Genomic DNA, 2138 nt, shown 5'->3' with positions numbered 1-2138 from the left:
ACCGACATGCGCGGGCTGAGGCTGCAAACGGGTCCTGAAAAACCACCTGCATCTGGCGCCGCAGCGGGCGCAGCAGGTCTTGGTTGAGCAGGCTCAGGTGTTTGTTGCCGAAGCGAATCTCGCCCTCGGAATCCACCAGTCGCAAAATCGCCTGGCCAAGTGTCGACTTGCCCGAACCGGACTCGCCGACAATGCCCAAGGTCCTGCCCTTTTTCAGCTCGAAGCTGACCCCGTCCACGGCTTTGATGTAGTGCCGCTCGCGGCTGAACAGCGGTTTTGGCAAGGGAAACCAGACCTTCAGGTTGTCGACTTCCAACAGGTTGTGCCGATAGTCGCAAGGCACCGGGCTGCCGTCGGGCTCGGCTTCGATCAATTTGCGGCTGTAAGGGTGTTGCGGGTTTCTGAACAGCGCGTCGCAACTGGCTTGCTCGACGATCTCGCCGCCGCGCATCACGCACACGTGCTGGGCAATTTTGCGTACCAGGTTAAGGTCGTGGCTGATCAGCAGCAGCGACATGCCCAAGCGCTGTTGCAGCTCGATCAGCAGTTCGAGGATTTTTTGCTGCACCGTCACGTCCAGCGCCGTGGTCGGTTCATCGGCGATCAGCAGTTCAGGTTCGTTGGCCAGCGCCATGGCGATCATCACCCGTTGCCGCTGACCACCGGAGAGTTGATGCGGGTAGGCGTTCAGGCGTTTGTGCGGTTCACGAATGCCCACCAGCTCCAGCAGCTCAAGGGTGCGCGCACGCGCGGCGCGGTTTTTCAGGCCTTTGTGCGTGATGAGTATTTCGCTGATCTGCTTTTGCACGGTGTGCAGCGGGTTGAGCGAGGTCATCGGCTCTTGGAAGATCATCGCGATGCGGTTGCCACGCAAACTGCGCAATTGGCTGTCGCTGGCATTGGTCAGGTCGATGCCGTCATAGCGGATGCTGCCTTGCGTCTGCACGTCTTTGCCGGGCAGCAAGCGCAGGATCGAGTGCGCCGTCACCGACTTGCCCGAGCCGGACTCGCCGACCAGCGCCAGGCACTCGCCACGGCGAATGTCGAGGTTGACCCCGTGCACCACTTCCCGGCCGCCAAACGCCACGCGCAGGTCACGTATTTCTATCAATGTGTTGGTCATCTCAACTCCGGGGGTCGAAAGCATCACGGCAGGCTTCGCCGATAAACACGAGCAGCGACAAAATCAACGCCAGTGCACAGAACGCCGTCAGGCCCAGCCAGGGCGCTTGCAGGTTGCGCTTGGCCTGGCCGATCAACTCGCCTAATGAGGCGGTGCCCGGTGGCATGCCGAAGCCCAGAAAATCCAGCGCGGTCAGGGTCGAAATGGCGCCGGTCAAAATGAACGGCAGGTAAGTCAGGGTCGAGGTCATGGCATTCGGCAGAATGTGCCGGCGCATCAGCGCACCGTCGGTCAGGCCCAATGCCCGCGCCGCTTTGACGTATTCCAGGTTGCGCCCGCGCAAGAACTCCGCGCGCACCACGTCCACCAGCGCCAGCCAGCTGAATAACGCCATGATGCCCAGCAGCCACCAGAAACTCGGTGCCACGAACCCGGACAAAATGATCAGCAGGTACAGCACCGGCAGCCCGGCCCAGACCTCCTGCACGCGTTGGCCGATCAAGTCGGCAGCCCGCCATAAAAGCCCTGCAAGGCCCCTGCGGTAATGCCTATCAAGGCGCTGACGGCGGTCAGAATCAGCGCGAACAGGATCGAGATCCGCGCCCCAAAAATCACCCGCGCCAAGACGTCGCGCGCTTGTTCGTCGGTGCCCAGCCAGTTATGCGTGGTGGGTGGGCTGGGCGAGGGTTCGCTGAGGTCGTAGTTGACCGTGTCGTAGCTGAACGGAATGGGCGCGAACAGCATCCAGCCGCCTTGATCGGCGATCAGTTTGCGCACGTAGTCGCTGCGGTAATCGGGCTCGAAGGGCAGCTCGCCGCCAAAGTCGGTCTCGATGTATTCAGCCACAATCGGAAAATACCAATGGTCTTTGTAGTGAATCGCCAGCGGCTTGTCGTTGGCGATCAGCTCACCGCCCAGGCACAGCACAAACAGGCCGACAAATAGCCACAAAGACCACCAGCCACGGCGGTTGGCCCTGAAGTGGGCGAGGCGTCGACGGCCCAAGGGAGACAGG

2 pseudogenes are annotated in these 2138 nt (G+C 61.5%); both read right to left on the bottom strand.

Annotated features, from left to right (window positions below):
* Positions 1–1123, bottom strand: a pseudogene (locus F0169_RS26945) (ATP-binding cassette domain-containing protein); the annotation flags it as partial.
* Between the two features lies 1 nt (position 1124).
* Positions 1125–2137: pseudogene (locus F0169_RS26940) on the bottom strand (ABC transporter permease).
* Position 2138: the final 1 nt, after the last annotated feature.

Origin of the sequence: Pseudomonas kitaguniensis (assembly GCF_009296165.1) — a bacterium.
Taxonomy (GTDB): domain Bacteria; phylum Pseudomonadota; class Gammaproteobacteria; order Pseudomonadales; family Pseudomonadaceae; genus Aquipseudomonas; species Aquipseudomonas kitaguniensis.
The sequence above is the reverse complement of the archived record's forward strand: the minus strand, read 5'-3'. Positions and strand labels throughout refer to the sequence as shown.